Raw genomic sequence first — 22,460 nt, 5'->3', positions numbered from 1 at the left:
CGCAACGAGCGGGAGCGCGGAAGCGCTGCTCGCAGCGGCCTCAGTCGTGAAACGCGATCTGTCCGGTGTTCGATCCATTTCGGCCTATGAGCCCGGAGCGCCGTCGGTCTTGCGATCGATCCGGCCCTCAGGTCTTTATAAGTCTTCCACAGAAGCGGCAGGGCTGTCAAGAGCGCGGAGACCGGTTTCTCGTCTCGCGGCGCGCGGTCGGGCGGGGCACGGGGCAAGGCCGGGATGTCGTCGTGCACCGTCGGGCGACATGGCGGCGCCCGGCGCCAGGATAACTCAATTGGCGCGACGAACCAAAGGCAATCATTCGTGAAGCGACGGTACGTTGGGCTACATTATCCATCGGCAGCGCAGGTTGGCACTGCCGGGTTCTCGCATTCCGAGCTTGGGCTCGCGGGGTTATTCATCACGGCCATCGGGTGTACGACGCGCGGGGCTTGAGTGGGCATGGATAATCCAGGAGCGGTGACGGTGCAGGACGGCGCCCCGGACGACGGGCGCTCGCCCTCGCGATTGCGAACTGACCTCACGATCGTTCTCGTTTCGTGGGGCGTATTCGGCTCGTGCTGGTTCAACGCCGTGCTCGGCGCGCCCTACACTGCCTTCGCGGTACGCCTGGGCGCGGACCCGCTGATGTTGGGCTTTCTGTCCGCTGCGGCGGTGCTCGGCGTGGTCGGGCAGGTGTTCTCGGCCTACCTGATCGAGCGCACCGGAAGACGCAGGGCGATTTTCCTGGCGGTTGACCTGGTTCAGCGCCCGTTGTGGGTATTGGTCGGAGCGCTGCCGTTTCTCATTCCCTCGCGGCACGCGGAGTGGCGCGTGATCGGGCTGCTGCTGCTGACGCTCACGTCGTCGTTGATGGGGAACACCGGCAGCCCGGCGTGGATCGGCTGGATGGCGCACGTGATACCGAGCCACTTGCGCGCGCGATTCCTCGGCGTGCGTTATCGGCTGGCCACGATCACCGGCGTCATCACGGCCCTGGTCGTGGGCAAGGTGTTGGACTGGGACAGCTCCTATCGCACGTTCTTCGCCATATTCAGCGCGGCGGCGTTGATGGGCACAATAGACATCGTGCTGTTCTTTCTCATCCCGCGCGGCGATGAGGCGCCATCGCCCGATCCGCCCTCGGTGGCCACGATCCTGCGCATTCCATGGAGCGACCGTCGGTTTCGGCTCTACCTCTACTACGTGGCGGGGAGCGCGGCGAGCTACGGCATCCTGGGGCAGTTCCTGACGCTGTATCTGCTTGAGCGGATCAGCCTCGGGAAGTTCTACACGAACCTGTACCTGTTCGTGCTGCCGATGATCGTAGCGGCGATGCTGGGGCCGATGATCGGGCGGCGGATCGGGGACTACGGGAATCGCCCGGTGCTGCTCCTGGCGACCTTGGTCGCGGTCCCGCTGCCGCTGATGTTCGGCGCAGCCAGCCATCACAACGCGGCACTGCTCGCCGGCGCCGGCGTGCTGGCGGGGATCGTGACCGGAGTGCTCGGCATTGCGGAGTTGAACATGCTGTTCGCGATGACACCGGCGGCCAGACGCAGCGCTTATCTCGCCGCCGTCGCGCTGACCGCGGGGACGGTTGGCGCGGCGGCGCCGATGGTCGGGGGCGCGGTGGCCCAGTTGCTGACAGGGTGGTCGGCGACGGTCTGGGGCCTGCCCGTGACCAACCTTCACGTCGTGTTCCTCGCAGCGGCCGTGCTGCGAATCTTGCACGCGGCGATCTTGGTCCCACGGCTGCCGGAGCCTGACGCCCGCCCCGTAGGTGAGCTGTTGGCGGACGTGCTCAAAGCGCCGAAGGGAGCCGCCAGTGCGGCTGTGCGGCGGCTTGTGCGACGGTGACGCGCAGACGATGCCCCCCAAGGCTCGGCGGTTGCGCGAGCGAGCGGCCAGGATAGGCCTTACAAGAGAGAAGAATGCGCCACGCGCCCAACCGTAGGTCAGTGTTCGCGTACAGAGAAGTCCGCAGGCGGCGGCGGCATTCGGAAGTCCGACATGACCTGACCATTCTGTTCCTCGCGTGGGGGCTATGCGGCGCGAGTTGGTGGGCGGCGGTGCAGGGGGCGCCGTACACGGCATACGCGGTGCGCCTCGGCGCGAATCCGTTGATGCTGGGGCTCCTGTCGGCCGCGGCTGTGCTGGGGGTCGTGGCACAGCCGCTGTCATCCTACTGGGTGGAGCGCACCGGCAGGCGCAAGCTCATCTTCCTCGTGGCTGGCTTCATCCAGCGGCCGCTGTGGGTGCTCGTCGGCGCGCTGCCTTTCTTGATTCCCTCGGCGCACGAACGCTGGCGGCTGATGGCTCTGCTCGGGCTGGCGCTGTTGTCCTCGACACTAGGCTCGGCGATGACGCCCGCGTGGATTTCGTGGATCGCGTATGTCATCCCGCAGCGGGTGCGGGCGCGGTTTCTCGGGACGCGCTTCCGGCTCGGCACGGTGACCGGCATCATTGTCGCGCTAGTCGTCGGGTGGGTGTTGGACCGGAGCAGTTCCTACCTCGCGTTCTTCGCGATCTTCGGCTTCGCTGCACTGATGGGGATCGGCGACGTTCTGTTCATTTCATTCGTGCCCAGACGCTATGAAATCCGTGCCTCGGAGCCGCCGTCGCTGATCAGCATCATATTCTCGCCGTGGCGCGACGCGAGCTTTCGCCGCTATCTGTTCTACGCGGCATCGTCGGCGGCGAGCTACGGGATCATCGGCCAGTTTGCGACGTTGTATCTGCTCGAGAACCTTGCGCTGGGCAAGTTCTTCACGAATCTCTACATGCTGGTGATTCCGCTGGTGATCGCGGCGCTGCTGGGGCCGGCGTTCGGGCGGCAGATCGCGTATTTCGGGAACCGGCCGGTGCTGATGCTGACGACGATGCTGGCGATTCTGGTGCCGGTGATGTGGGGGTTGGCCGGACCGACGAGCTACGTGCTGTTGACTGCCGCGTCGGTGGTCGCCGGGGTCGTGACGGCGGCGCTGACGGTGGCGGAACTGAACATGCTGTTCACCATGACTCCGGCGGACAAGCGCAGCGCGCACGTTGCGGCGGTCGCGGTGGTGTCCGGGCTGGTGGGGGCGGTGGCGCCGGTACTGGGAGGCGCGATCGCGCAATGGCTGACGGGCTGGGAGAGGGTCGTCTGGGGCGTCCGGCTCGTCAACCTGCACGGCGTATTCCTGGCGGCGACGCTACTGCGTGTGATTCACCTCGCGGTATTCGTGCCGCGGCTGCCGGAGCCCAAGGCGCGTTCGACGGCGGCACTGGTCACCGACCTGCTCAGGGAGCCCGGCGGAATCGCTGCGGCAACCGTGCAGCGATTGCGGCGGCGTTAGGTTCGCGGGCGGGAGGCAAGTCTCCGAAGGCGACTGAAGCTCCCGCCCTACATCAGGCTCTCCGCCCTCTGTGTTCGCTGTGTGCTCTGTGGTTTCCGTGACCGGCTCCAGAGCCCCCAGGCACCCGCGCGGCTATCCCTCGATGGCGCGGCCGAGCCGCGCTCCAGAGCCCCAACGTGTCGGGGCACTGCTCAGGACCAGCGAACCGCGCGACCGGTCAATCGGCCAAGCGCTCGATCATCGCGGCGACCTTGGCGCGGTGGCGCATCATCGGCTCGGGGTCGAAGCTGTAGTGCGTCAGATCCCTAATGATATCCTCGGGGATTTCGAGCAGCGCCTTCGCTTCGGCGGGCGCGCCCGGGCGGTCGGCGAGCTTCTTCAGGATCTGGAAGTACTCGTAATCCTCGATCCCCTCGCGCAGCAGCTCCACGCGGATGGACGGCACCGGGCCGTCGGCGTACGGCGAATCATCTTCGCCGGGATGCCGATTGCTGGGGTACCACAGCCGGCCATCGCCGTTGCCCCAAAACAGCCTGGTGCCCGGCGAGGTGCCGTAGCCGGAAACATAGCTCATCGGGTCTTCATACGGATTCTGCATCTCCGGCGGGGGGAAGGCAGCGGAACTCGTCCAGTAGTTGGTCTGCCAGATCAAGATGCCGGTGACGCCGTACTTGTGGCTCATCCACAGCCACGTCCGGAAGTCAACCGCAGGGTGGTCTATGAACAGCCCGACCCAGGGCGCATGCGGCCCACAGCAGAGGTACCACCAGACCTCGTCGCCTGCGCGCTGGCGCTCCTGACAGGTCTCCGGGTCATACGCGCCGACCGGGACGCACCAGGTGTTGACCGAGCCGTAGAGCGGCTCGACCGGATGCTCGGTGAGGAAGCGATTGAGCTTAGGCGCGAAGCGGCGCAAGGTCTCCAGGCCGCCGCGGACGTACTCGTACTGCTCCTCGGACGGCTCATCGAACCAATAGACATACGCCTTGTCGAGCCACCCCTTTTGTTCGAGGTGCTGCTGGATACCGCCGAGGTATTGCGCCATGACCCGGTCGTACTCGGGCGTGCCGGCGCGGGTGCCGGCGATCTCGGCCGCCGCAGCAGAATGGAAGGTGCCTCCGCCGAGGCCGGCCACGCGCATGTTGAAGCTGTTGAACCCGAGTTCGCCGAGGTAGTACTCGGCATCGCGGTCGAAGTCGGCCCAGTCGAAGGTGACCTCGATCTCCTGCTCATCCTCGAATCCGCCGTTCGGCACGAGATTGTCGGTCGAGTCCGCGGCGATGAGGCGGACGGCGTCGAACCATGCCTCGCCGGTGTTCCGCCCGTCCTCAGTCCACAGGCACGGGCGCAGGACGATCTGCACAGAGCGGGTGTCGGGATTGATACGTCCGCTGAGATCCACTTCGGCCGTTCGCCAGTCCTGCGCGGCGTCAAAGACGAGGTCAATGTTGCGGCCGTAGAGCCACTGGCCCTCGGCGTCGAATTGGCCGAGCGTGGCCTGCACCTGCTGCTGCGGCTGGGCGGCGCGGAACGCAAGGGTGAAGCGGCACTGTGCGAGCGGGTCTACCGAGATGACGCGGCTGGTGCGAGCATCGACCGCGCGGTTCTCGTCGCTGTCAACGACGTGCATGCAGCGCTGCCCGTCGAAGGCCTCGCCGCTGACGATCTCGCCGCCGTCCCAGTCGCGGCCGAAGCTGACCACCGGCGCGCGCATCGGCGAGTATGGGCTGATGCGATGGCTCTGGAAGGCGCGGTAGTACTGGTCAACGACCTGCGCGAGGGCATCGGCGCTGATGTTGTCATACTGTGCGACGAGGCCGGGGGAGAAACCGAAGCCGGAGCTGATGGTGCTCTCCTTGGGCAGCGTGAAGTTCCATACCTTAAGGTGGACCGGGACTGCGACGCTGTCGTCGCCCGCAGAGACGGTGACCGTGCCGCGGTACGTCCCCGGGGCGGCGTCAGGCGGCACGTAAGCCGTCAGCCATATCGGCTGGTTCTGGTGCGCGGGCACGTCGAAGGCGCCTTTGTAGTGGAGCAGCGGATCGGGCCACAGGCCGGGCGTCCCCAGCTGATCGGTCGGGTGGACGACGTTGACATAGCCGACGAGGCGAATCTCCGGCGGGGCGATTTCCGCGCCCATCGGGCCGACCAGAGGACTTGCCTGGACGGTGACATCCTGCAGCCCGTGTTCGGGGCGCAGGATCAACTGGAACGACTCGTACTCATTGCGCGCCGCGGCCAGGCGCACCACCTTCCCCCGCGCCTGCGGCAGCGGCCGATCGGTCGAAACCTTGTATGTCGCGCCGCACCACCACAGCGGCAGCGGGGCCGCTGAGAGCAGCGCGCCGTAGTCTGCCGCGAACAGCATGGGCACGGTCACCGACGAGCGGGCTTCGTACAGAACCTTGCGCGCTCCCTCGCTCACGGCGAGGACCAGCGGCGACTCGCCTGCCGCAGTCAGCGAGTACGCAACCTTGACCGGCGTGCGCCCCGGCTTGAGGGCGACGTTCTTCTCAACCCTCGCCGAGCCGATCGCCAAGCGCACTTTGACCTGGCGCGGCCGCTGCGTCTCCAATACGATTCGCGCTTCATTGCGCGGAGCCGGCCGCAGGCTTCCCAGACTGTCCACGGTGACCGAGAGGTCGGGCGACTGCTTCGCGATTTTCAAGAAGCTCGTCTCCCCGGCCATATCGGGCAGCGCTGTGGCGAGTTCCGCGCGGTAGGTATAACCCGTCAGTTGGAACGAGCCTGGATCGGAGTCGCCTTCCCGCCCTTGCGCCTGCCGCGCGGAGAGGCGCACCCATACGGCTCGCGCCGGGAAAAGCTCGGGGGGCAGCGGCAGTGACCGGCTTTCCTCGCCGATCTCGCCGACGGGGACGAACTTCTCGCCGTCATTGCTCGCTTCGACGCGACAGCTCCCGGACTGGTAGTAGCTAAGGTCAACTGTGACTTTTGCCGCGCGCTGGACGATGTCGCCGATGTCGTGGCGGTACATGACGAAGGCGCCGTCGCCCATGCGCCAACGGTTGGTGTTCCAGGCGGCGCTGAAGGCCGCGAGGGTGCGGTGGTAGTTGCCGCCTGCGGTCGCGCTGATTGGGGACGCGAGATACGCGCCGCGGCCGATCCGCTCGCCGGCGCCGAGGACCAGGGTGCCTTGCCGCCGATGCACCGGGGTCACCTCGTGAATGGCGATGTCATCGAAGTAGACGGTGCCGGAGACCTTCCAGTGCCCGAACCGGAGGTAGTGGTCGCCGCCGGCCGGAGCGACGAAGACCGATTCGCGGCGGGTCCATTCGGATGGCACGCCATAGTCACGATTGGCGAAATCCGGACCCGAGATAGCGCAGCCGTCGGGGGCGCTGCGGTCACCGCGCAGCCAGAAGCTCACGACGTAGGGTGCGTTGGCCTTGAGCTTGAGGTCGGTGCGCCAGTAGCTGCTCGTGGTGCCGTCTCCGGTCACGGCGATGCAGCGCTTGCCGGTGTGGGCGACATCAGTTGCCCAAGCCCCGCCGCCTTCCAGAGTCCAACCGGTGGGCGCGGCGCCTGCTCCGCGCTCGAAGGATGGATTCGGCACGATGTCGTCCGCGCCGGCCGAAGCAGCGGCACACGCAAGGACGAGCAACGCGATGAGTGCAGCCACTACGACGGTGTGAGTCTCCATTTCGCTCCTCGTCGGAATACCCAGTTGTCAGGATCCGGCTTCCCAGCCCGCCACCACGGGGAACGTGACGTATCCCTGCGGCATGATGTACGTCAGGCGGGGGCTGCGCCGCGCGCCCCCGGTGTCGAGAGCCATGGCAAGCGCTTGCTGTGGATCGCGCTCCGGCGTCACGTTGAGCAGGCGAGCGTGGTCGTCCGGCAGGCGCGACAGCAGGACGATGCGCAGTTGCTCGGTCGTGATGCGCGCCATCAGCGCCACCTGGCCCACGACCTCGTGGCGTTGTCGCAGCTGTGCCTCCATTGCGGCGCTCGAGCCCAGGCGCAGCCATTCCGCGAAATCCCCGTGGCCGCCCATGCCGTCCCTGCATTCCGCCACGAGAAGTATCGCCCCGCCCGGCCTCACTGCCCACGACGCGTGAGCAACCGCCTTGTATGCCTGATAGAAGTTGATGTCCTTGGGGTATCCACCGGGGCTGGTGATGACGAGATCGGCCCTCTCGCGGAGGTTGACGCGATACGCGCCTTCGACGAAGCGGACGCCCGCGGCGTGAGCGTCCTGCCAATGGCCGGCGAAGACGCCCGCGAGTTCGCGGCGGTCGTTGACCACGACGTTGAGGAGGAAGGCCGGCCCGAGCATCGCGGCTGCCTCCTCCATGTCTTCGTGCACCGGATTGCCGCGCAGCGCCCCCGCGGAGGCAAGCGGGTTGAGCCCACTGCCGGCAGCGGGATGGAGGCTCCAGCGGTGGTTCGCCTGCACGGTGTCGAAGGAGGCGACACCCGGGAGAACGGTCTTGCGCCCGCCGCCGAACCCGGCGAAGTAGTGATAGACGATGGCGCCGGTCGCGACGACGCGGTCGGCGGTGGCGGCGATATGGTTGATCTCCACCGGCGTTCCGCGCGAGGTGATGCCGATGCGGACGCTGTCGGGCGCCGTGCAGTCGTGATCCACCGCGCGGATGCGCCCCCGCAGTTCGCCGGTCAGGCGCTGCTGCTCCTCGGACGTATTGGGCCGGTGGGTGCCGCGGGCGAAGATGATGGTGATGTCGTGCTCGCGCACGCCGGCGGCAGTGAGTTCCTCGACGATGATGGGCAAGTAGAGGTCGCTGTGAGCGACGCGGCTGATGTCCGGGGTGAGGATCGCGACGGTGTTGCCCGGCGCGACGGACTCGCGGAGCGGCGGCGAACCAATCGGGCTGCGGACAGCGTCACGTATCGCATCGCGAGGATTCGCGAGCGCCGGCACGGGCCGGCCGCTGATAGTCTCGCAGCGCCCCAATTCGTTGATGCTGAACGGGACGGTGCCGTCGCCATATGCCAATTCGACGGTGTTGTCCTGCATGTATGCTGCTGACGCGCCTGGCGCCGTTTCCCCGAACCCACGAACACGGGCACGGGCGCTCGCCGCGCCTGTCATTGAGATATGCTGCGCGGCGTGGGGAATCCTTCCGCAGACCCAAGATGAGGCAAGCGGCGCGCGGGCGGCGGACGGGTTCAGACGGGGGTCGCTCTAGGCCTGGGGCGGGGCTTCGGTCTGGGCCTGCCCGGGAGGTCGCCGGAGGGCTCAAGCTTCACCGGCGCACCGCGCACGGCCCGGCGAATGACGATCGTCGTCAGCTTGGCGCCCGCGTCTTGCGTGAGGCGCACCACGATGGATTCGGATTCGCGCGATGTCTCGCTCGGTTCTTTCTCAGGGCCGAGGCCTTTGACCCGGCTCAGGACGACCAGGTTCCCGCTCTTCGCCGAGGTGCGGCGGATCTCCGGGTCGCCGAGCGCCTTGCGGTAGAAGTGTTCCACACGCTGCACGGGCGCCGCGGTGGTGAGTTCCGCGATTGCCAGGACCCATTCGCGCCCTTTCGGCGGCTTCAGGCGCCAGACCGCGGATTCCCTCTCGCTTGCATCGCGGAAAGCGGGGACGCCCAGATCCGCAGGCGCCGCCTTGGGCGTCCGCGTCACGATCACGATCCCGTCGGACGTGTGGAGCCGCTCGACGCGGGGTTGGTGAGCTTTCGGCGTCGGTTCGGGTTGCGTCGCCGGCGACTGGGGCGTGGAGTCGTCGGCGTCGTCCGGTCCCTCAGAGGGCTCCGCTGCGGCTGGCGCGCCCGCGCGGGACGCGGCGGCGCTTCGGGTCTCCGACTCGTGCCGGCGGCAACCCGCGGCGCAAAGGAACGCGACCACGGCTGCGGCGACGACAGTCCTGAGCCCCCACACGCGCATGGCGATGCACCTTCCTCCGGGGTTCGACTCACAGGCGAGGGCGCCTGTGCTCCGTTGATCGGGCCGCTTCGCGTGCCGTCGGGACCGGGCGCGGTGTCGGCTTACTCCAGGTAGTCCCTGAGCTTTCTGCTGCGGCCGGGCTGCTTGAGCTTCTTGAGCGCCTTGGCCTCGATCTGGCGGATGCGCTCGCGGGTGACCTTGAAGTGCTGGCCGACCTCTTCCAGGGTCCGGGCGTAGCCGTCATCGAGCCCAAAGCGCAACTTGATGACGTCGCGCTCGCGCGGGGTGAGATCGGCGAGGACGTCATCTATCTGCTCGCGCAGCACGAGGATGCTCGCCGCGTCGTCGGGCGAAACGCCATCGGAATCGGGGATGAAGTCGCCGAGGTGGCTGTTCTCCTCCTCGCCGATAGGCGTTTCCAGCGACAGCGGCTCGGGAGCGATGCGGATGATATCGCTGACCCGGGCGACGGCCCTTTCCTTTTCCTCGGGGGTCGCCGGAGGGCCCTCCATCTGCTCCGCGATTTCCTCCAGGGTCGGTTCGCGGCCGAGTTCCTGGAGCAGTTGGCGGGAGACCTTGATGAGCTTATTGATGGTCTCCACCATATGGACGGGTATGCGGATGGTGCGCCCCTGGTCGGCGATGGCGCGAGTGATGGCCTGACGTATCCACCAGGTGGCGTAGGTGCTAAACTTGAAGCGCTTGCGGTAGTCGAACTTCTCGACGGCGCGGATGAGGCCGATGTTGCCCTCCTGGATGAGGTCGAGAAAAGACATGCCGCGGCCGCTGTATTTCTTGGCGATGCTGACGACGAGGCGGCGGTTGGCCTCGACGAGGCGCCGCTTCGCGGCCTCGCCCTCGGCCATCATCGCGGCGGCCCACATGGACATCGGCGCGACGTCCTTCTCGGGCACACCGCTTGCCTCGACGAGTTCCGCGAGGCGCGGCTCGCGCCCCAACTGGCGGCGCAGCCGACGCCGCCAGCCGACGACGCGCAGGACTTTCCGCAGATAGCGTTCCGACTTGACAAGTATGGTTTCAGCGTCGTAGCGGCGGCGGTCCAGCTCTTCCTTGCCGATGTCGTCCTCGGTGCGCGCGCCGAGGCGAAACTCGTCCCACACCTTGCGCGCAAATAAGGCGTCGCGCACCTTCTTGAGCGTCAGTTCGCGCAGGATCCGCTCGTACATGAGGTGACGCTTGCGGCTCTCGTTGAGGCCGCGTTGAACCTCCTGCCGGGTGAGGCGGCCGCCTCCTTCCTCCGCACGCGCGTACTCGCGCAGGAGCACGCCCTGTCGTGTCTTCACGTCGCGCAGCCGCTGCTGGAGCATCGCCTTGAGCGCCGCCAGCGCCTGCTCCGGCGTTGGCTCGTCCACCGGCTCGCGGGCGCTCGCCCGCTTGAGCGCATCCTCGAGCAACTCCACGCGCTGGCGCATTGCCTTGTCGGTGACCTGGGCGATGCCGTCGTATATCTGGCGCAGATTCGGCTCTTTGCCCACGTACTGCGTACTGTAGTCCCAGATCCGCTGGATGCGCCCGAGAAGCGTTGCGCATTCCAGTTTCTTCGCCAGCTCGACCTCTTCTTTGGACGACAGCAGCGGGACGCGACCGATCTCGCGCAAGTACATGCGCACGGAATCGTCCGGGGGAATGCCTTCGGACGGCTCCTCCCCGCGGGCAGCGCGGCGACCGCGGGTGCGCGGCCCCTCGGGCGAAGGGATTTCTGGCAACCGGTCGACGACCTGAATCCCTTCGTCCGCCACCGTCCGCAGGATGAGATCTATCTGATTCGGGTCCACTTCGTCGGTCAGCGTGTCGCTGATCTCCTCATAGGTAAGGACGCCGCCGCGCTTCCGGCCTCGTTCCAGCAGTCTCTGGACCTCTTCTGTGTCTCGTAGGTCCACTTCAGCCATCAATCACGACCCTCGAGCCCACCTCTACGCGTATGACGCGCAAGCTCCTGTTGATGTTTCCCCAGCCGCTGCCGCAAGACATGCCGCATCTTGGCTCCAAGCGGGGCGCGCCGCCCGGTTGCCCAACTGAGGTTATTCGCTGCGCCTGGGATGACTTCTCTCTTCAGCAGCCTTTTCCTACCCGGCCCCGGGGCGCTACTGCGCGGCGGGTTCGCCGATGCTGCGCCGTCCGGTAGCGCGCGACTGCTGCCGCTTGAGGTCGGTGAGTTCGGCCCACTCTTCCGCGCTCAGCTCTTGCGCGCTCGCCTTTTCCAGCAACTCCCTGCAGCGCCGGGCGCACCGCCACTCCCGCATGCGCTCGACGGCTTCACTGATCTCCGAGTCCGAGGGCAGGGCTTCGTCTTCCGCCAGAGCCAACCCTGAGACCAGCGCACACAGCTCCTCTCCCTGCTCCCGCGCGAGCATGTCCGCGATGTCCGCGGCCGCGCCGGTTCTCGCCTTCTCCCTCACGGTCTCGAATACCCGCCGGTATCGGTCGTCGCAGAAGTCGTGAGGCGACAATTCGTCAAGCAGCCGATGCGCGATGGCCTCGCTGTGAAGGATCATCGCGAGCACCTGTCGTTCCACCCGCTCGGCAGCGCTCGACGGCGCCGCCGGGCGCTCAATCGGGCGGCCGCCTCTTGGCGTTCTCTTTCGCAACTCGCGATGGAGCGCCTGCTCCATCAGCCCCACACGTTCGAGATTGGGCAGGCAGCAGCGCTCGGCCAGGCGTCTGATATAGTGGGCCTGCGCCACGGCGTCCTTGAGTTCCGCGAGTGCCTCGACCGCCTCCTTCATCAGACCCAGGCGGCCGTCCTCGGTGTCCGGATGGCCGTCGGCGATTACGGCCAGCCGATAGTCCACGGCGGTGACCGCCTTGTCCAACTCAGCCCCGAGCGCCTCCGGCCCGCGCGCGGCGAGGAACGAATCCGGGTCGTCCTGCTCCGGCAAGCGGACGATCCGGACTTCAAGCCCTGCGGCTTCGAACAATTCCTGGCTGCGCAGCATCGCCTTCATGCCCGCGGAGTCGCTGTCGTACGCGGCATACACTTTCTCCGTGTGCCGGCGCAGGACGTTGAGATGGTCCTGCGTCAGCGCGGTGCCGAGAGTCGCCACGGTTTCCGTGAAGCCGGCCGCGTGGCACGCGATGGCGTCGAAATAGCCCTCGACGACGATGGCCCGCCCGCGCTCGCCCATCGCTTTGCGCGCCAGGGGGAACGCGTACAACGTGCGTCCCTTACGGAACAACGCCGTCTCGGACGAGTTGATATACTTGGCCTCATCGCCCTCGAGGATGCGGCCGCCGAAACCGATGACCCGCTCGTCCGCGTCGAAGATGGGGAACATCACCCTCGCGCGGAAGCGGTCATAGCACCCGTCACCGCGCGGGCGCTGCACGCACAAGCCGCTTTTCTCGATATCCGCGTCGCGGTAGCCCTGCCGGCGCAGATGCTTGTACAATGCATCCCACTCCGCAGGCGCCCAGCCGATCCGGAAGTGGGCGATCAGCTCGTCGCTGACCCCGCGGTCATGCAAGTATTGCCGAGCGCGTTCGTTATCCTCGAGCTGCCGGCGGAAGAAGCTCGCGGCCTCCGCGTTGACCCGGGCGAGCGAATCCTTGAGGCTGCGGGTGCGGTCATCCTCGCGGCTGCCCTTGAGCTGCACCCCAAGCCGCTCGGCAAGCTTGCGCGCCGCCTCAGCGAACGTCAGGTTCTCCGCGCGCATGAGGAAGTGGAAGACATTGCCCCCCGCCCCGCAACCGAAGCAGTGCCACAGCCCCTTATCGGGGTCAACCGTGAAAGACGGCGCCGTGTCCTGGTGAAACGGACAGAGCCCCGTCAGTCGCTTGCCCGCCCGCTTGAGGGTGGCGTGCGGCGCGATGATTTCGACTATGTTCGTCCGCTCCCGTATTTCGTCCACACTATAGACTGGTCGGGAGTCGGCCATCACTGTATCCTACGTGGTGGTAAGACCATGAACGGGCGGTGACGAACCGCCCGCGACGTTGTAGTGATTTCGGCGCGTGGGTTGGTCTTCCTCTTGCCCGAGGGCATCAATTTCGCGCCGCGGGGTGGCGCGCAGACGGTTTGTACGCGCGGGGCGACACGTTGCTGCCGCTGACCGGGCGCGGCGCGTTGCGCCGCCCGGTTGAGCTTGTTCAGCCCACCGGGACGGGCTTGCCCGTCTTTATGGACTTGTTGGCGGCGACGCTGATGGCGAGCGTCTTCACCGCGTCGTCGTACGGCGACATGATGCCCGCCGGCTTGCCCGACCGCACCGCTTTGATGAAAGCATCGTCCTCGACGGCGAAGATGTCGCCCTCGCCCTTGATCTCGATGGTGTCCTTGCCGACCTGCATCAGGCGCACCGAATGCTCCCAGCCGGTGAACTGCGCGGCCAGGTTATTCGCGTACACGTTGAGCGAGACGCCGCCGCTCGCGTTGCTCGAGCACGACGCCCACAGGTTGGCGACGGCGCCGTCGGCGAACTTGATGTTGACGGCGCTGGCGTCCTCGATGTCGTAGGTATCCGGCGTGCCCTTGTTGAACCCGGTCGCCGCGAAGGCATGCACCTCGACCGCGTCGCCGCACAGGAACCGGGCGAGGTCCACCGTATGTGTGACCTGCTCGAGGAACTGGCCGCCGCTCTTCTGCTTCTGCACCCACCAGGTCCAGATGCCGATGGCGGGATTGGGGCGCGGCGTGCCGCCGATCCAGCCGCCGTTGACGAAGACGGCGGGATCCTTGGCGAGCAGCTTCTTGACGGTCTGCACGCCGCGGCGGTAGCGGTTCATGTAGCCGGCGCAGGTGATGAGCTTCTTCGCCTTCACCGCCGCGGCGATCTCCTTGGCCTGGCCGAGGTCGAGGTTGATGGGTTTCTCGACGAAGAACGGGATGCCGCTGTCGATGAGGTCGAACTCCGCCCCGTGGGCGAACGGGGGCAGGCAGACGTAAGCGGCGTCCAGCTCGACCGCGTCGAGCATCTCCTTGGCCGATTTGAACATGGGCGCGCCATACTGATCCGCGATCGCCTTGGTGCGCTTGGGATCCACGTCGCAGAAGGCGGCGATGACAACGTCTTTGCGCTTGCTCAGGGGCTCGGAGTGGGCGCGCGCCATGCCTCCACTGCCGATGAAACCGACCCGGACTTTGGCTGGCATAGGTTGAGTGACCTCCTCTGTCTCGGCGACCCGATGGCACCCGGCGGGCGCCGTAATCCCGCCGGGTCAAGGCCGCGTCGCGCGTATGATTCAATGGGGGGCTGGTGGGCACCTGCCGGGCGGAATGCGGACCAAACAACCGAATCAGCGGGCGCGCACGATGGCGCGTCCGACGTGCGGGCCCATGGTGACGTGCCTCTATGTATCGGGGCGACCCTGAATGCCTGAGTCAGGCCAAAGTGGAAGGGGCGTCTCGCCGCTAGACTTCAAGCCCCTGAAGGTACCGTTCGGCGGAGCGGGAGGCGAGGGCGCCGTCGGCGCAGGCGGTGACGACCTGCGGCCAGGCCCCGCTCCGGACATCTCCTGCGGCATAGATGCCGGGCACGGAGGCGCGTAGGTCCGCGTCCACGACGATGTAGCCCTTGTCGTCGAGTTCGAGCACGCCCGCAGCCACCTCGGACACCGGCTCGGTGCCGACGCAGACGAACACGGCAGGCACTTCGAGCGTTGACTCCTCGCCGGTGGCCACGTTGCGCAGGTTGAGCGCGCGTACCGCGGCGTCGGCGCCGACGATCTCGGTCACCACCGTGTTCCACAGGACGGTGACCTTGTCGTTCGACAGGACTTCGCGCTGAAGCACCTGCGTGGCGCGCAGTTGGTCGCGGCGATGAATGAGGTACACCGGTTCGGCATAGCGGGCGAGGAAGAGCGCTTCTTCCACCGCGTGGTCGCTGCCGCCGACGACCGCGACCGGCTGGCCGCGATAGAGGGGACCGTCACAGGTCGCGCAGTAGGACACCCCTCGGCTGAGGAACTCCCGCTCCCCCGGCACGCCGAGCGCGCGCCAGCGCGCGCCGGTGGCGACGATGAGTGCGCGCGCACGCAGGGGTTCTCCTTCGAGGTCGAGTTCAATGCCGCCTTCGCCGGGCCGAATCCGATCAACGGCGGCCATCCGGAACTCGGCGCCGAAGCGTTCGGCCTGCTGGCGCATTCGCTCGGCGAGTTCCACTCCCGCAGCGCCTTCGGGGAAACCGGGGAAGTTCTCGATGAGGTACGTCAGGCCCATTTGCCCGCCGGGGAGCTGGCGTTCGACGACGAGGGGCGCAAGCCCCGCGCGGCTCGAGTAGATGGCGGCGGTCAACCCGGCAGGGCCGGCGCCGATGATGACTAGGTCGTGCTCTGACATGTGACGCGAGCTTCAGACGGGCCGGTCGGGAGAGGCCCCTGCGCAATGCCTTGGACTGTATCGAGATGCTTCTATTTGCGCCTCGCCCACGCTCGGCGTGCCGCTCTGAATAACAGTCTCGGGGCCGGTGAAGGGCGTGCCAGTTATAGAGTCTCGTGTATTACCGCAGCGCCGGTAATACACGCAGACTCTTCCGGACGAGGTCCGTTTGGGAGGTGCCCCGCCGTCCCTTGCGCCCTTCCCTAAATACACGAACCTCGATAATTGTGCAACCACCTCGGGAGACCGGCCCCCACATTGGCGTGAGTGATCCGAGGTGCGCCTATTGCGCGATCACCTGCTCGACGCGCTTCTTCAGTTCGGACTCCGGCAGGAATCCGACCATGGAGTCCACGACTTCGCCGCTGTGGAATATGAAAAGGCTCGGGATCGAGCGGATGCCGTATTTCCCCGCCAAACCGGGTGCCTCGTCCACGTTGACCTTGACCGTCTTGAGCTTGTCCGCGAGGTCCGCTGCGACCTTCTCGACGATCGGCGACACCGCGCGGCACGGCCCGCACCACGGGGCCCAGAAGTCCACCAACACCGGCAGCTCGGACTTGAGCACCTCCTGCTCGAAATCGCTTTCCGTGACACTGGCGACTTCAGCCATGTCGTTCTCCTCCGAATCGTGGTTCTATCGAGGTTCTCTTGCTATCGGAATGACTCGCGCGCTTCGGTGCCCACCTCAGGGGCGTCGCCTGGAAGAGCTCGGCGCGGCCGTCTGCTACCGCCGAACATCCCAAATGGTGGCGAAGCGATGGTTCGACGGGGCCCTGTGGTGCGGGTCAACGCGTCAGATGCCGAGCGCCCACATCAGGCCCACCACTACGCCAAGGCCGACGGCCATGTACGGATTGCACGTCAGCGGGCATCCGCCGCCGAACACGCGCGTCGCGAATAGATGCAAGGCGAAGCCCGCGCCGCCGCCAGCGGCCAGGCCCGCAATAATACGCAAAGCCATTGGTTTCCGTCCTTTCAAACCATTGGCTATCGTACCCATGTGGGGCCAGCCCGTCAACCGAGCGCCCGTGCATTGCGCGGCACATTGGCGCGATGCGGACTATGATTTCTCCAGCGCGGCGCGGCGCACCTCGTTGGCGCGGCGGAAATAGTCGGCGCGCCCCTCGAGGCCGAACTCCGCGATGACGTCGTCAACCGAAAGCCCTTCGCGCTCGGAGGCAATGGTGAAGACCGCCTCGCGCGTGAAGTACTCGAAGGAGACATCCGCGCCGTACTTGGCGAGGATGGCGTCCATCTTGTCCCAGTTGTAGTCCATGTGAAGCAGGCGGCGATCGAGGTTGATGCGGCGGGCGATGAGCGCCTCGTAGGTGGACTCCGCGAGGACCGCGCCGCTTTGATCCACGATCCGGCCCAGCTCGGCGAGGATCGCCGAGATGACATAGACGCCCAACTCGAAGGCCCAGATTCGGAGTTGCAGTCCGCCGCGATAGGCGGAGGAGAAGAAGATCATCTCCGCGCCGGCGGCGCCGAGGCCGTCGCGGACGTCGGGGAAATTGAGGTCGTAGCATATCGCCATGCCGATGCGGCCGACGTCGGTGTCGAAGACGCGCGCCTCGGTGCCGGGCGTGATGCCGCTCTCGATTTCGCCGATGGTGGGATGAATCTTATGATACGCGCCGATAATGCCGCCGTCGGGTGCGATGAGCACGGAAGAGTTGTAGACGCGGTCCCCCTCGCACGTGTATAGCGGCCAGATGAGATGGAGGCTGTTGCTGCTCGCCTCGGCGGTCATGCGCTGCAGCGTGGGGCCAAGCGAGGTGAGCGATTCGGCGACTGCGGCAGGCGTCTCACCGCCGGTGTGATGGGGATAGACCTCGGGGAAGGCCACGATATCGGCGCCGAAGAGCTTAGCCCGTCGGACGAAGTGAGCCGCGTTGTCGAGGAGCGCCTGCGGGTTGCCCTGGAACTCGATGGGGCTGCGGGATATGCTGGCGACGGTGACGTAGCGAGCCATGGTTGAGGGTCTCTTTCCTTTGGCAGTGCGTGATTCGGAAGGAACTTGCCGCACGATGCCTTGGTCGGGGCTTCAGCCGCCGCGGCGCGCGAGTTCGATCAGTGGCGCCTCGGTTCCGCGGCGTCAAAGGCGCGAGCGGCGCCGCGAGCTATTCCCGCGCTTTGGCCGCGCCCACGCCGCAGCGGAAGGCGGCCGCGTAGCCGTGGCGGGTCAGCTCGTGGTTGTAGACCTCGGCGGCGCGAAACAGCGCCACCGCCTCGTCGTTGCCGCTTTGCAGGAGCAACCGGAGCAGCCGGGCGCCGGGGGTGGTGCGATCATCCCCCAGGATCTGCTGCATATCGTCCATGGTGAAGAACTCGTCGTGGGCATGTGTCTCGGCGGTCGCGAGGTGCGGCTCCAGCGCCTCCCACTCTTCCTGCGTCAGGTGCAGATCATCGGCCATGATAACCTCCAGTTTACGGGACTCGCGGCGACTGACCGCGGATGCGGCGCGCCGGTCGGCCGACCCCGACTTCCTCGTAGGACAAGCCGAGCCAAGTGCTCAGATCAGCGAAGTGCCCTGCACGGGCCAGTGCGCCTAAGTTGACCTCGTCTGGAAGGAGTCCCGAGCCTTCAGGTACGCGTCCTACGGCCTCGCCTGATACGCGAGACCGCCACGGCTTCTCATGTTGTGGCGCGCAGTGTGGAATAAACTAGCTGACGCGATTATCGTCCCGTGCGAGAGAAGATGCTCGCCTACACCATTGTCCCACACGATACGCAGGCTCCCGGCACGAGCTGTCCGCGCCTCGGGTTATCGAGTCATCCCGGGAGCTATTATGCCATGCCGTGCACGCTCAACGTCTGTTACGCCGACCCCCTTCGGCGCAAGGGGCCGCGCGACCTTCCGTTGAGCTGCCAGGCCGACTGTTGCCTCACTGAGGACTTCCGCCGCTGCGCGTATTTCAGAAGCGCGGACAGCGAATCCATTTCACTGGTCAGCTTCATCGTGCGCCAGTTCCGCGCCGCGTACGCGGTCTGCGCCCGCGCCTTTCGCCCGTAAGGCGCCCTGCCTCGCGGTTCGGCCCAACCGGTGGTCTGCGCCCGCGCCTTTCGCCCTTAGGCCTGTGACCTATTCCCCCCGGGCGGTTGTGCATCAGCGCTGATCCGCGCCGAACTGCTCTGTTTAGTCCGTCCAGAACCATTGCATCCACATCGCCTCGATCGTCCACATGAGATCGCGCGCGAAAAGACGGTAGCCCAGGGATTCGGCCAGCGCTTGCGAGGCATGGTTGTCGAGGTCACAGTTGTACAGCGCCAGTTTACCGCTTGCGAGGATGAACTCCGTGGCGCGCGAGACGACGCTGGCGCCCAGGCCGTGTCGGCGGTGGGCCTCGGCGGTCGTGACGGCGATCTCCCACGCCGTGTCGTTCTCCGTCTTGATGCTCGACCTCGAGATCAGCTCTGGTCCGCGGAAGACCCCGAAGACTTCCCCACCGTGGCGTTGGCGCAAGGTCTTGCCTTCCGGGTGGTCGGGGGGGACCGGCACCACCTCGGCCAGCGTGCGCTGCGTGAAGGTCTCCTCGGTGCAGTAGAGCCATAACCCGGGCCCGAACCGGTCAACGGGTCCGCGTGCGGCCGCGGAGGCCCGGAGGCGCGTCACGACCGGCGCGTGGAGGAGCTGCTCGACGGTCGCACGCTCGATAATCCTGCCGACGGCGGAGGCCATCTCAGGCGCAACCGACGCGATTGCGGTGTCCTCGAAGGCCATGATCCACAGCGGCATCGCATATCGAAACACGCGCAGCCGCGGCTGCCGCGCCTCAACCAGGTGCACGCCGGGGCGCGCGAGCAACTCGGGCTCGCACTGGAGGCGCTCGGTGAGGTAGTCCGTTAGCTGTGTCGGCCAAGCCGCAGGGTTCTCCATCGCTGGATATGCATACCCTCGCTATCGAGGTCCTTGTATTATCCGCATGACTCATGGGCTTCGGTGCGCATCTCAAGGACCTCGTCCGGAAGAGTTCGGCGCGGCCCTCCGCTCATGCCAAGCGCTCCACGATTCGCGCATTTCCTCCGGCCGGTCCCTGAACGACTACGGGCAGCGCGATGTCGCTTGCGACCGAAACGGCCTTGGATGGTTCGCCGCGGGGTGCTGGCTCCCCTTGTGGCTTCGCCGTATGAGACTCGCAAGGAAACACGGAGCGCCGCGCCGAAACGACGTGTGGACCCCGGCGCGACGTTTCCCTCATTCGACGAGCCGCGGGCGGCCGTATGCCGGACGGTCAGTAAGGTAGGCGGAATTGTCTGAGGACTTGATGACAGATTGCGTGGTGATCGGTGTCGGCGCGGGAGGCGCCGCGACTGCGCTTGCAGCCGCCGACGAGGGCCTCAAGGTCGTCGTCACGAGCAAGACGGGCGACATCTTCGACTCCAGCACCGCCCAGGCGCAAGGCGGCATCATCGGCCACGGCCTCGATGACTCTCCAGAGCTGCTCGCGCGCGACATCATCGCGACCGGAGACGGCCTCTGTGACCCCGGGGCGGTTGGGGTTCTCGCCCACGAGGGCCCGGCACTCGTCGAGGAATTGCTCGTCAAGCGCCTCGGCGTCGAGTTCTCGCGCAGCGAGACGGGCGACCTCGACCTGACCCAGGAGGCTGCGCATTCGACGCGCCGTATCCTCCATGCCGACGACGCGACCGGCCGAGCCGTCGCCAAGCCGCTGATTCAGGCGCTGCGCAAACATCCCAACGTCAGCCTGCTGACCGACCGCACCGCCGTTGACCTAATCACGATTCCTCACCATTCGCTCGACCCGCTCGACCGCTACCAGCCCAACCGATGCCTGGGCGCGTATATCCTGGACAACTCGCGCGGCGTCATCGGACGCGTCTTCGCCGCCGCCACCGTCCTCGCCACCGGCGGCTTCGGGCAGATCTACCAGCACACGACGAACCCGCGGGTCGTGCGCGGCGACGGTGTGGCGATGGCCGCGCGCGCCGGCGCCGAGATCATCAACCTGGAGTACGTTCAGTTCCACCCGACGGCTCTGTATCACCGCGATGCCGAAGGGTTCCTGATCTCGGAATCGCTGCGCGGGGAAGGGGCGGTACTGCGCACTCGCCGGGGCGATCTGTTCATGCGGCAGTATCACCCCCTGGCCGACCTCGCCCCGCGCGATGTCGTCGCCCGCGCGATCCATCAGGAGATGCTCAAGAACGGCGATCCGTACGTGCTGCTCGACCTGAGCGATCTCCAGGTGAATCCGCGCGAGCGGTTCCCGACGATTTACGAGACGTGCGCGAGCTTTGGGATTGACATCACGCGGCAACCGATTCCGGTGGTGCCCGCCGCGCATTACGCGTGCGGCGGGGTCAAGGTGGACCTCCACGGGCGCACGGCGATCGAGCGGTTGTATGGCGTCGGCGAGGTGAGCTGTACCGGCCTGCACGGGGCCAATCGCCTCGCCAGCACGAGCCTGCTCGAGGCTTTGCTGTGGGGGCGCCGGGCCGGGCTCGACATCGCGCGCCGGGGACTCGCGGCCGACAAGGCGCCGTATGACCACGTCGCCAGTTGGCACGACGCCGGGCTGACCGAAAAAGTTGACCCCGCTCTCATCATCCAGGACTGGTCGGCGATCAAGAGCACGATGTGGAACTACGCGGGCATCGTGCGCACGAGGAAGCGGCTCGACCGCGCGGTGGCGGACCTCAACTATCTGGAGCATCGCATCGAGCAGTTCTACCGCGAGACGAAGTTGTCGGACAGCGTGGTCGGCCTGCGCAATGCGATCCAGGTGGCTCTCATGCTCACCGACGCGGCGCGGCGCAACCCCGAGAGCCGCGGGTGCCATTACCGGCTGGACTAGGGATGGCGCCAAGGGGCAACCGCAGAGATCGCTGAGAACGCAGAGAGGGACGTCTATCCGCTGGTAGACGCGGATTGGCGGAGGGTTGCATCCCTTCGGCGCGCCGTCTTCGGGCCCCACGGAAGCGCAATCCACAGGTGTCGCGGATCTCGGATAATCCTTGTGATCTGTGGGGTGCCAGGGAAAGCCGCAAGCAGCCGTGACCGAGCAAGCGTCATATCCCGTCGAAGAGACTTTGGGCTGCGAAGTGCTGGTCATCGGCGCGGGGTTGGCGGGGATCTGCGCGGCGGTGGAGGCGGGGCGGCTGGGATGTGACGTCATCCTGGTCGAGAAGGACGCGCTGCTCGGCGGCAATTCATCTCCCGACCTCGGCGTCCACATCTCCGGCGCGCATTCGTTCCATCCCTACGCATCCGAGACCGGCCTCGTCGGGGAGATCGAGGAGGAGGCCGCGTATCTGCGGGCAAAGCTCCACACCCACGGGCATCACTACAACATCGCGCGGCAGTGGGACTCGCTGCTGCACGACTTCCTGCGGCGGGCGGGGGTGCGGGTGCTCAAACGGCACCTGGCGAAGGAGCCGGTGGTCGCGGGCAGTCGCATCACTGCTGTGTTCGTCGAGGACTGCGCGACGTTCGTCACCACGCGCATCAACGTCAGTCGACTGGTGATTGAGGCCAGCGGGGACGGGCATGTGGCCGCGCGCGGGGGCGCTGAGTTCCGCATGGGACGTGAGGCGCAGTCCGAGTTCGGCGAGCGCAGCGCGCCGGAGCAGGCGGACGGCATCACCATGGGCACGAGCATCACGGCACTCGTGCGCAAGGCCTCGCATTCCATCGAATTCGGTCCCCCACCCGGCACGCCAAAGTACCACGGGGGCACGGACTGCCTCTACTCCCATGCGTCGTGGAACCACCGCGCGGAGTTCTGCTTCATGTGGGTGACGGAGACCGGCGGGAATCTCGACACCATCCGCGACGACCACGAGATCTACGAGGAGCTGTTGCGGCAGTTCTACAGCGTCTGGGATCACATCAAGAACGGGCCGCACGCCGAGGAGGCGCGCAACTGGGAACTGGTATGGGTCAGCCCCAAGG

17 protein-coding genes are annotated in these 22,460 nt (G+C 66.6%); 5 read left to right on the top strand and 12 right to left on the bottom strand.

All coding sequences use genetic code 11. The features are described from left to right. Positions 1-456 precede the first annotated feature (456 nt). Entirely contained in the window at positions 457-1,854 is a 1,398-nt protein-coding gene (locus tag JSV65_13440) for an MFS transporter (protein UCH33559.1), read from the top strand. Between the two features lie 74 nt (positions 1,855-1,928). Next, positions 1,929-3,332, top strand: a complete 1,404-nt coding sequence (locus JSV65_13435) for an MFS transporter (GenBank protein ID UCH33558.1) — start codon at positions 1,929-1,931, stop codon at positions 3,330-3,332. A 217-nt stretch (positions 3,333-3,549) separates the two neighbouring features. Here JSV65_13435 and JSV65_13430 read toward each other — a convergent pair whose 3' ends face one another. The 11 genes from JSV65_13430 to JSV65_13380 all read right to left on the bottom strand — a co-directional run bounded on the left by JSV65_13430 (position 3,550) and on the right by JSV65_13380 (position 17,960). Continuing rightward, positions 3,550-6,993, bottom strand: coding sequence for a DUF4091 domain-containing protein (locus JSV65_13430; GenBank protein UCH33557.1), 3,444 nt, complete (start codon positions 6,991-6,993; stop codon positions 3,550-3,552). Between the two features lie 27 nt (positions 6,994-7,020). After that, positions 7,021-8,331, bottom strand: coding sequence for a nickel-dependent lactate racemase (larA, locus tag JSV65_13425; protein ID UCH33556.1), 1,311 nt, complete (start codon positions 8,329-8,331; stop codon positions 7,021-7,023). Positions 8,332-8,483: 152 nt separating this feature from the next. Continuing rightward, positions 8,484-8,945, bottom strand: coding sequence for a hypothetical protein (locus tag JSV65_13420; protein ID UCH33555.1), 462 nt, complete (start codon positions 8,943-8,945; stop codon positions 8,484-8,486). Positions 8,946-9,307: 362 nt separating this feature from the next. Next, entirely contained in the window at positions 9,308-11,116 is a 1,809-nt protein-coding gene (gene rpoD / locus JSV65_13415) for an RNA polymerase sigma factor RpoD (GenBank protein ID UCH33554.1), read from the bottom strand. Between the two features lie 195 nt (positions 11,117-11,311). Next, positions 11,312-13,102, bottom strand: a complete 1,791-nt coding sequence (locus JSV65_13410; GenBank protein ID UCH33553.1) for a DNA primase — start codon at positions 13,100-13,102, stop codon at positions 11,312-11,314. A 211-nt stretch (positions 13,103-13,313) separates the two neighbouring features. After that, positions 13,314-14,315 carry a Gfo/Idh/MocA family oxidoreductase gene (locus JSV65_13405; protein ID UCH33552.1) on the bottom strand — a complete coding sequence of 334 codons (1,002 nt, stop codon included), beginning with the start codon at positions 14,313-14,315 and terminating at the stop codon, positions 13,314-13,316. A gap of 259 nt (positions 14,316-14,574) precedes the next feature. After that, positions 14,575-15,501, bottom strand: coding sequence for a thioredoxin-disulfide reductase (gene trxB / locus JSV65_13400; GenBank protein ID UCH33551.1), 927 nt, complete (start codon positions 15,499-15,501; stop codon positions 14,575-14,577). A 322-nt stretch (positions 15,502-15,823) separates the two neighbouring features. Further along, positions 15,824-16,153: a thioredoxin gene (gene trxA / locus JSV65_13395; GenBank protein ID UCH33550.1), complete on the bottom strand. Its 330-nt coding sequence runs from the start codon at positions 16,151-16,153 to the stop codon at positions 15,824-15,826. A gap of 183 nt (positions 16,154-16,336) precedes the next feature. Beyond that, positions 16,337-16,504: a hypothetical protein gene (locus tag JSV65_13390; GenBank protein ID UCH33549.1), complete on the bottom strand. Its 168-nt coding sequence runs from the start codon at positions 16,502-16,504 to the stop codon at positions 16,337-16,339. A gap of 99 nt (positions 16,505-16,603) precedes the next feature. Beyond that, positions 16,604-17,518 (bottom strand): carbon-nitrogen hydrolase family protein, encoded by a 915-nt coding sequence (locus tag JSV65_13385; GenBank protein UCH33548.1) that lies wholly within the window; start codon positions 17,516-17,518, stop codon positions 16,604-16,606. Positions 17,519-17,666: 148 nt separating this feature from the next. Next, on the bottom strand, positions 17,667-17,960 hold the full coding sequence (locus JSV65_13380; GenBank protein ID UCH33547.1) for a hypothetical protein: 294 nt from the start codon (positions 17,958-17,960) through the stop codon (positions 17,667-17,669). Positions 17,961-18,233: 273 nt separating this feature from the next. Here JSV65_13380 and JSV65_13375 point away from each other — a divergent pair, with 273 nt between their 5' ends. After that, entirely contained in the window at positions 18,234-18,560 is a 327-nt protein-coding gene (locus JSV65_13375) for a hypothetical protein (GenBank protein ID UCH33546.1), read from the top strand. Positions 18,561-18,683: 123 nt separating this feature from the next. Here JSV65_13375 and JSV65_13370 read toward each other — a convergent pair whose 3' ends face one another. Beyond that, positions 18,684-19,424 (bottom strand): GNAT family N-acetyltransferase, encoded by a 741-nt coding sequence (locus tag JSV65_13370; protein ID UCH33545.1) that lies wholly within the window; start codon positions 19,422-19,424, stop codon positions 18,684-18,686. A gap of 388 nt (positions 19,425-19,812) precedes the next feature. Here JSV65_13370 and nadB point away from each other — a divergent pair, with 388 nt between their 5' ends. Together nadB and JSV65_13360 are read left to right on the top strand one after the other, a co-directional pair. Next, positions 19,813-21,363, top strand: a complete 1,551-nt coding sequence (gene nadB / locus JSV65_13365; protein UCH33544.1) for an L-aspartate oxidase — start codon at positions 19,813-19,815, stop codon at positions 21,361-21,363. Positions 21,364-21,562: 199 nt separating this feature from the next. Beyond that, positions 21,563-22,460, top strand: an 898-nt coding sequence (locus JSV65_13360) for an FAD-dependent oxidoreductase (GenBank protein UCH33543.1), incomplete at its 3' end; no start/stop codon positions are given.

This window comes from Armatimonadota bacterium, assembly GCA_020354555.1.
GTDB lineage: Bacteria > Armatimonadota > Hebobacteria.
The sequence above is the reverse complement of the archived record's forward strand: the minus strand, read 5'-3'. Positions and strand labels throughout refer to the sequence as shown.

Bases quoted from the DNA above. Each gene is read 5' to 3' on its own strand.
- JSV65_13440 (UCH33559.1), top strand. From the start codon at position 457: ATGGATAATCCAGGAGCGGTGACGGTGCAGGACGGCGCCCCGGACGAC.
- JSV65_13435 (UCH33558.1), top strand. From the start codon at position 1,929: ATGCGCCACGCGCCCAACCGTAGGTCAGTGTTCGCGTACAGAGAAGTC.
- JSV65_13430 (UCH33557.1), bottom strand. From the start codon at position 6,993: ATGGAGACTCACACCGTCGTAGTGGCTGCACTCATCGCGTTGCTCGTC.
- larA (UCH33556.1), bottom strand. From the start codon at position 8,331: ATGCAGGACAACACCGTCGAATTGGCATATGGCGACGGCACCGTCCCG.
- rpoD (UCH33554.1), bottom strand. From the start codon at position 11,116: ATGGCTGAAGTGGACCTACGAGACACAGAAGAGGTCCAGAGACTGCTG.
- JSV65_13410 (UCH33553.1), bottom strand. From the start codon at position 13,102: ATGGCCGACTCCCGACCAGTCTATAGTGTGGACGAAATACGGGAGCGG.
- JSV65_13405 (UCH33552.1), bottom strand. From the start codon at position 14,315: ATGCCAGCCAAAGTCCGGGTCGGTTTCATCGGCAGTGGAGGCATGGCG.
- trxB (UCH33551.1), bottom strand. From the start codon at position 15,501: ATGTCAGAGCACGACCTAGTCATCATCGGCGCCGGCCCTGCCGGGTTG.
- trxA (UCH33550.1), bottom strand. From the start codon at position 16,153: ATGGCTGAAGTCGCCAGTGTCACGGAAAGCGATTTCGAGCAGGAGGTG.
- JSV65_13390 (UCH33549.1), bottom strand. From the start codon at position 16,504: ATGGCTTTGCGTATTATTGCGGGCCTGGCCGCTGGCGGCGGCGCGGGC.
- JSV65_13385 (UCH33548.1), bottom strand. From the start codon at position 17,518: ATGGCTCGCTACGTCACCGTCGCCAGCATATCCCGCAGCCCCATCGAG.
- JSV65_13380 (UCH33547.1), bottom strand. From the start codon at position 17,960: ATGGCCGATGATCTGCACCTGACGCAGGAAGAGTGGGAGGCGCTGGAG.
- JSV65_13370 (UCH33545.1), bottom strand. From the start codon at position 19,424: ATGGAGAACCCTGCGGCTTGGCCGACACAGCTAACGGACTACCTCACC.
- nadB (UCH33544.1), top strand. From the start codon at position 19,813: ATGACAGATTGCGTGGTGATCGGTGTCGGCGCGGGAGGCGCCGCGACT.